The organism is Arthrobacter crystallopoietes BAB-32 (assembly GCF_000328305.2).
GTDB lineage: Bacteria > Actinomycetota > Actinomycetes > Actinomycetales > Micrococcaceae > Crystallibacter > Crystallibacter crystallopoietes_A.
The window spans coordinates 1-5,050 of sequence record NZ_ANPE02000260.1 but is presented as its reverse complement, the minus strand read 5'-3'; the positions used below and the strand labels follow the sequence as shown (position 1 = coordinate 5,050).

The following is a 5,050-nucleotide window of genomic DNA, read 5'->3' as shown; positions in this document are numbered from 1 at the left end:
CAGCCATCAGGAAAAGACGGGTTCGCTGGCTGCCTTGCGCGACGCGAACGAGCTGAGCGCGCCGGTCCGTGCCAGCCCCCGCGTGGCCAGCCAGGACAGGGCACCGGCGATGATCGCTCCGGATATCGCGGTGCAGATGATGTAGACCAGCTTGTCCACTGGTTCGTAGGCAATGTTCCAGCCCCATGGTGCGAAGGAGTCGTTCAGGCCGCAGAACAGCCCGGCCCCGGCACCGGCGAGCAGCGCCACCGGCAGGTTGAACTTCCGGTACCGCACTGCCGCGAAGACCAGCTCGGCGCCCAGGCCCTGCAGGATGCCCGAGACCAGCACGGTCATCCCGTACTGGGAGCCCATGATCAGCTCGCCGGTGGCGGCGACGGTTTCGCAGAACAACGCTGCCCCCGGCTTGCGGATGATGAGCATGCCCAGCACGGCTGGGATCATCCAGCCGCCCGCATACAGGCCGGTCAGCGGCGGATAGATGGCATTGATCGGGGCGGAGACCAGGTTCGCACCCTGCGACCAGGCCCAGAAGATCACGCCGCCGGCGACGGCGATCAGGGCGGCGACGACGATGTCGACGACGCGCCAGCTGTATTTGCGCGTGCGGGAACCGGCCGCTGCGGATTTTTCGTAAGTGCTCATGGAATCCTCCTGAGTTGCAGGAGGGGAGGGAAGCCCGCTGTCGGGCATCCCTGAGAACTCGACTCCCTTCGCCGGTACTAACCGGAGCAGGTTCGAGGGTCTGCGGTGGGCCGCACTCTCAGCGTCCCGCCCGGCGCGCGGCTTGCCGCGGTCCCGGATCGGACGCTCCCCTGTCGTAATGTGCTGTTTGCCAGCGCCTACCAGTCTACACTCCGGCCGGCCTGAAGCCGCCATCGGCGGCGAGCGGTTAGGCTGGGCGTAGACGAGCATCACCTACTTGAGGGAGCGGCAATGCATCTGATCTTGAAGCTGTTGGGCACCGGCGTCAGCATTGCGGCCGGCCTGGCCGGCGCGAAGCTGATCGACATCGTCTGGAAGCTGGTCACTGGAAAGGAATCGCCGAAACAGGATACCGAGGCCATGGAGAACACCCTGCGGTCCACGCTGGTGTTCGCCCTGATCTCCGGCGGCGTCAGCGCCATGATCCGCGTGCTCTCGCAGCGCGGAACGCAGCAGGCCATCAACCGCTTCACCAAGACGCGGGACCTGGTCTAGGAAAAAATAACGACGGCGGGGGCCGTCCGGGCCGGGCCGACTACTCCGGTTGCGCCGCTCCGGCGCTGCCGGGGCGTCCCCGGTGGCTGTCCGGATGTGCCGCGGCTTCGGCCGCCAGTCCGGCTTCCGCCGCCGCCGCATCCAGTTCCTTTCCGACCGCCGAATTGCTGAAGGCCGGCTCTCCAGTCCCCCGGTCCGGAACGCCCTCTTCCTCGGCTGCCTTGCGGACCACCTCGTCCAGTTCGTCAATGCTCAGGGTGTCCTTGCGCAGGTGCTTGGTCCGGTAGCCCGCACGGCCTACCATGTGGGCCGAAACCGGGACCGTCAGCAGCTGGAACAGCCAGGCGACAACCAGCACCGGCACCGCGGCCCAGCTGCGCAGCTGCAGCGCGAGCCCGAGCAGCAGCATCAGCAGCCCGAAGACCTGCGGCTTGGTCGCGGCGTGCATGCGCGACAACAGGTCCGGGAAACGCAGCATGCCGATGGCCGCGGCCAGGGACATCAGCGCGCCGGTGATCAGGCAGAGCGCTGCGGCTGCTTCGAGGACGGCATCAATGTTCATGCGGCCGCCTGTCGATCACGAACCGTGCCACCGCCACGGAGCCGATGAAGCCGACCAGCGAAATGATGACCACCAGGGTCAGGTTGTCCTGGTGCTTCCGGACGGCCATATCGGCGATGATGCCGGCACACACGATGGCCAGCAGGACGTCGATCCCCATCACGCGGTCCAGGATCGAGGGGCCCTTCACCACGCGGAAAATCGCCACCGCCGCGGCGATCGAGAGGATGGCCACGACGATCACCAGGACCACGTCCATGATGCCGCCTGTCATCTGCTGCCTCCCGTGCTTGCGTTCTGTTTCTCGGCCCTGATGATGGCCAGTTCCTCCTTGCTTCCAATGCTGCGGATCAGTCCGGCTTCGATGCGCCGCACCTGGTCGCGGAACCGCTCAGCACTCTCCGGGGAGGAAATGTCCAGGCAGTGCAGGTAGAGCGTCGAGGTAGAGCGGTCGACGTCGACCACCAGGCTGCCCGGGATCAGCGAGATCGTGTGGCCCGTGGCGGTGACGATCAGGTCCGAACGGGTCCGCAGCTTCACCGCCAGCACGGCGTTCTTGGTCCGCGGGCCCTTAGTGATCGACACCCAGAGAACCTGGAAGCTGGCGGCCGCGACGCTGCCGATAAAGGTCAGGACGAAGACGGCGCTGGCCAGCAAGTTGAGCCGGCCGCCCAGTTCCACCGGCGGCAGGTAGAAGATATTCACGATCACTAGACCGATGGCCAGGCCGAAGACCAGGTTGCCCAGGCTGTAGTCCTGCCACAGTGCACCCCAGAGAATGACCAGCCAGACCAGCAGCGGAATTTCGGCCAGCAGCGGGATCCGGGTCCGCATTATCGGCCTCCTCCTTCCGCCGCGCCTTCGCCGAGCACCGCCTCGATATAAGGCGTGCGCTCGAGCATGCCCTGTCCGGATTTCTCGCTGAGTTCGAAGAGCGGGCCGGCCAACACCGTCAGCGCCACGCCCAGGGCCACCAGCCCGATGGTGGCCCCGACCATGCTCTTCGGCAGCACATTCATGGTGGTCCGCGGCGCCGTTGCGGCTGCGGCCTTGGCACCGGCCGGTGCGGCCTTCACGGCGACGGTCCGGCCGCTGGTTCCGCGCGGAACACGGTCCGGTACGGCGGCAAGCAGTATCGGGTCCGGATGTTCGGCGTCTTCAGGCGTGCGCCAGAAAGCGCGGTTCCAGACGCGGGCCATCGCCAGCAGGGTCAGCAGCGATGTCAGTACACTGCCCGCCACCAGCACGTAGGCCAGCGGCGTACCCAGGTCGACGCCGGCCTGGAGCAGGCCGAGCTTCCCGAGGAACCCGGAGAACGGCGGAATTCCGGCCAGGTTCATGGCCGGCACGAAGAACAGGATGGCCAGGAGCGGCGACAGCCGCGCCAGCCCGCCCAGCCGGTCCATGTTCGAGGTTCCGCCCCGGCGTTCGATCAGGCCGGTCACCAGGAACAGGCTGGTCTGCACCGTAATGTGGTGGGCCACGTAGTAGACCGTCGACGCCAGACCGAGGGCCGAGCCCATCGCCAGGCCGAAGACCATGTAGCCGATGTGGCTGACCAGCGTGAAGGACAGCATACGTTTGATGTCGATCTGCGCCAGCGCGCCCAGGATGCCGACCACCATGGTCAGCAGTGCCACCACCATCAGGAAGCTGTTGATCCGGTCTCCCGGGAACAGCAGCGTTTCGGTGCGGATCAGCGCATAGACGCCGACCTTGGTCAGCAGGCCGGCGAACACCGCGGTCACCGGTGCCGGCGCGGTCGGGTAGGAGTCCGGCAGCCAGAAGGACAGCGGGAAGACGGCCGCCTTGATGCCGAAGGCGACCACCAGCATCAGGTGCAGGATCATCTGCGTCGAATCGTCCAGCTCCGCCAGCTTGAGCGCAAGGTCCGCCATGTTCACCGTTCCGGTGGCGGCATAGATCATGGCGATGGCCAGCAGGAACAGCATCGAGGAGATGACGCTGACCACCACGTAGGTCACGCCCGCGCGCACCCGCGGCCCGGTGCCGCCCATGGTCATCAGGACGTAGCTGGCGGTCAGCAGGATTTCGAACCCGACGTAGAGGTTGAACAGGTCGCCGGTCAGGAAGGCATTGGAGACCCCCGCCACCAGGATCAGGTACGTCGGGTGGAAGATCGAGATCGGCCCGTCCTCGTCCCCGTCGGCCATGCCCTGCCCCGTGGCGTACACCAGCACGGCCAGGCTGACGCAGGAGGACACCACCAGCATCAGCGAGGAGAGCTCGTCCACCACCATGTTGATGCCGAATGGCGGAGCCCAGCCGCCGATCGCCACCGACTGCGGGCCTTGGATCCACGCCGAAAGCAGCAGGATCAGCTCAACGGCCAGCGTCACCGCCAGGGTGGAGACGCTGAAGATGCGCTGGGCAACCGGGCGGCGGACCAGCAGGAAGGCCAGCCCGGCCCCCAGGAAGGGAATAACGACGGCGAGCGGCGCCAGGGACGCGGCGATCATCGGGTTCCCCTTTGCTTGGCTTTCTTTCCGGCCGGCCGTTCGTCCGAGTCGTCCGTGACGAATTCCGTGGTTTCCACCGGAATGGCGGTATCGTCCTCGGCGTCGAAGCTGGACTGGTTGGCCACGCGGCGGTCTTCGATGTCGTCCTGCACTTCATCCTGGCGGCCGAGGACCCAGGAGCGGTAGATGATGCCGAGCAGGAAGGCCGTCACGGCGAAGGAAATAACGATCGAGGTCAGGATCAGCGCCTGCGGCAGCGGGTCGCTGTAGTCCTCGGCCGGCGTACCGCTCCGGTAGAGCGGCGCGAGGCCGGCGGCGCCGCCGGTGGCGAGGAGCAGGATGTTGGCGCCGTTGGCCAGCAGCATGAGGCCCAGCATGACGCGGGTCAGGCTGCGTTCCAGGATCAGGTAGACGCCGACGGCCACGAACACGCCCATGACGGCCAGCAGCGTGATGTTCACGGTCATCGTGCGACTCCTTCCTCGATGGGTTCGGGGGCTTCATGCGGTGTGCCCTCATGCGGCACCGGCCGGCGGTCCTCGCTGCGTTCGTCGATCTCGGCACCGAAGCTCCGCAGCACGTCCAGGACCAGGCCGACGACGACGAGGTAGACGCCAATGTCGAAGAACGTCGAGGTGACGAACTTGTGGTCGCCGAAGACCGGGAGGCTGAAGTGCAGGATCGCGGTCTGGAAGATCCCGCCGCCGAGGATCAGCGGCACTGCGGCCGACAGCGAGGCCGTGCACAGTCCGGCGCCGAGCAGGAAGCCGGCGCTGACCGGCGTGGCTTCCGCCAGCTCCACCCGCCC

General features: G+C 66.8%; 8 protein-coding genes and 1 riboswitch. Of the genes, 1 reads left to right on the top strand and 7 read right to left on the bottom strand.

Going from position 1 to position 5,050, the window contains the following annotated elements:
• Positions 1–6: 6 nt before the first annotated feature.
• On the bottom strand, positions 7–645 hold the full coding sequence (locus D477_RS19050) for an ECF transporter S component (RefSeq protein WP_005273868.1): 639 nt from the start codon (positions 643–645) through the stop codon (positions 7–9).
• A gap of 46 nt (positions 646–691) precedes the next feature.
• A riboswitch (TPP riboswitch) is annotated at positions 692–827 on the bottom strand.
• A 109-nt stretch (positions 828–936) separates the two neighbouring features.
• Here D477_RS19050 and D477_RS19045 point away from each other — a divergent pair.
• The gene (locus tag D477_RS19045) at positions 937–1,200 is read left to right on the top strand and encodes a DUF4235 domain-containing protein (RefSeq protein WP_005273865.1); all 264 of its coding nucleotides are present in this window, start codon (positions 937–939) and stop codon (positions 1,198–1,200) included.
• A gap of 40 nt (positions 1,201–1,240) precedes the next feature.
• On the opposite strand, the gene mnhG is transcribed toward D477_RS19045, so the two are convergent.
• The 6 genes from mnhG to D477_RS19015 all read right to left on the bottom strand — a co-directional run.
• Positions 1,241–1,762, bottom strand: a complete 522-nt coding sequence (mnhG, locus tag D477_RS19040) for a monovalent cation/H(+) antiporter subunit G (protein WP_005273863.1) — start codon at positions 1,760–1,762, stop codon at positions 1,241–1,243.
• On the bottom strand, positions 1,752–2,036 hold the full coding sequence (locus D477_RS19035; RefSeq protein WP_005273860.1) for a monovalent cation/H+ antiporter complex subunit F: 285 nt from the start codon (positions 2,034–2,036) through the stop codon (positions 1,752–1,754). The genes mnhG and D477_RS19035 overlap by 11 nt, the downstream gene beginning before the upstream one ends.
• The gene (locus D477_RS19030) at positions 2,033–2,596 is read right to left on the bottom strand and encodes a Na+/H+ antiporter subunit E (RefSeq protein ID WP_005273858.1); all 564 of its coding nucleotides are present in this window, start codon (positions 2,594–2,596) and stop codon (positions 2,033–2,035) included. Before D477_RS19030 ends, D477_RS19035 begins: the two co-directional genes overlap by 4 nt.
• Positions 2,596–4,242 (bottom strand): Na+/H+ antiporter subunit D, encoded by a 1,647-nt coding sequence (locus D477_RS19025; protein ID WP_005273856.1) that lies wholly within the window; start codon positions 4,240–4,242, stop codon positions 2,596–2,598. Before D477_RS19025 ends, D477_RS19030 begins: the two co-directional genes overlap by 1 nt.
• Positions 4,239–4,709 (bottom strand): Na(+)/H(+) antiporter subunit C, encoded by a 471-nt coding sequence (locus D477_RS19020; protein ID WP_005273853.1) that lies wholly within the window; start codon positions 4,707–4,709, stop codon positions 4,239–4,241. The genes D477_RS19025 and D477_RS19020 overlap by 4 nt, the downstream gene beginning before the upstream one ends.
• Positions 4,706–5,050: MnhB domain-containing protein (locus D477_RS19015; RefSeq protein WP_005273850.1), on the bottom strand; the 345-nt coding region annotated here is incomplete at its 5' end. The genes D477_RS19020 and D477_RS19015, both read right to left, overlap by 4 nt.

Coding starts and splice junctions, on each gene's coding strand:
- D477_RS19050 (WP_005273868.1), bottom strand. CDS start 645: ATGAGCACTTACGAAAAATCCGCAGCGGCCGGTTCCCGCACGCGCAAA.
- D477_RS19045 (WP_005273865.1), top strand. CDS start 937: ATGCATCTGATCTTGAAGCTGTTGGGCACCGGCGTCAGCATTGCGGCC.
- mnhG (WP_005273863.1), bottom strand. CDS start 1,762: ATGAACATTGATGCCGTCCTCGAAGCAGCCGCAGCGCTCTGCCTGATC.
- D477_RS19035 (WP_005273860.1), bottom strand. CDS start 2,036: ATGACAGGCGGCATCATGGACGTGGTCCTGGTGATCGTCGTGGCCATC.
- D477_RS19030 (WP_005273858.1), bottom strand. CDS start 2,596: ATGCGGACCCGGATCCCGCTGCTGGCCGAAATTCCGCTGCTGGTCTGG.
- D477_RS19025 (WP_005273856.1), bottom strand. CDS start 4,242: ATGATCGCCGCGTCCCTGGCGCCGCTCGCCGTCGTTATTCCCTTCCTG.
- D477_RS19020 (WP_005273853.1), bottom strand. CDS start 4,709: ATGACCGTGAACATCACGCTGCTGGCCGTCATGGGCGTGTTCGTGGCC.